Source organism: Microbacterium karelineae (assembly GCF_009745985.1).
Lineage (GTDB): Bacteria > Actinomycetota > Actinomycetes > Actinomycetales > Microbacteriaceae > Microbacterium > Microbacterium karelineae.
Genome location: NZ_WFIX01000104.1, coordinates 1 through 1,151, shown reverse-complemented (window position 1 = coordinate 1,151; position 1,151 = coordinate 1). Strand labels below are relative to the sequence as shown.

Genomic DNA, 1,151 nt, shown 5'->3' with positions numbered 1-1,151 from the left:
ACGTTGACCATGGTAAAACTACACTTACTGCAGCTATCAGTAGTGTATTAGCTAACAAAGGTCTTGCTGAGAAAAAAGACTTCTCTGCTATTGACTCTGCTCCAGAAGAAAAAGAAAGAGGTATCACTATTAATACAGCTCACATCGAGTACGAAACTGAAAACAGACACTATGCACACGTTGACTGTCCAGGTCACGCCGACTATGTTAAGAACATGGTAACTGGTGCTGCTCAGATGGATGGAGCGATCTTAGTATGTGCTGCAACTGATGGGCCAATGCCTCAAACTAGAGAGCACATCCTACTTTGCCGTCAGGTAAATGTACCAAGAATCGTTGTTTTCATGAACAAAGTTGATATGGTGGATGATGCTGAGCTTTTAGAGCTTGTTGAACTTGAACTTAGAGATTTATTATCTACTTACGAATATGACGGAGATAACTCTCCAGTGATCCAAGGATCTGCTCTTGGTGCTCTTAACGGAGACGAGAAGTGGGTTAAGACTGTTGAAGAATTAATGGAAGCAGTTGATACATGGATTGAGCAGCCTGTTAGAGATCAAGATAAAGCATTCTTAATGCCAATCGAAGACGTATTCTCTATTACAGGTAGAGGTACTGTAGCAACTGGTAGAATCGAGGCTGGTGTTATCAACACTGGTGATCCAGTTGATATCGTAGGTATGGGTGATGAAAAATTAACTTCTACTATTACAGGGGTTGAGATGTTCAGAAAAATCCTAGACAGAGGTGAAGCTGGTGATAACGTAGGTCTATTGTTGAGAGGTATTGAAAAAACTGACATCAAGAGAGGTATGGTTATCGCTAAGAAAGATTCAGTTAAGCCACACAAAAAATTCAAAGCTGAGGTTTATATCCTTTCTAAAGAAGAAGGTGGACGTCACACTCCATTCCACAACAAGTACCGTCCTCAGTTCTACGTAAGAACTACTGACGTTACAGGTGAGATCTTCTTACCAGAAGGTGTAGAAATGGTAATGCCTGGTGATAACTTAACAATCACTGTTGAATTACTTCAGCCAATCGCTCTTAACGAGGGTCTTAGATTCGCGATCAGAGAAGGTGGTAGAACAGTAGGTGCAGGTCAGGTAACTGAAATCATCGACTAATCCACATCTAAAACAATATAA

1 protein-coding gene is annotated in these 1,151 nt (G+C 40.8%); it reads left to right on the top strand.

What is annotated here, in order from left to right; genetic code table 11:
- The coding region (tuf, locus tag GB932_RS22110; RefSeq protein ID WP_156758931.1) for an elongation factor Tu at positions 1 to 1,130 on the top strand (1,130 nt) is incomplete at its 5' end.
- Positions 1,131 to 1,151: the final 21 nt, after the last annotated feature.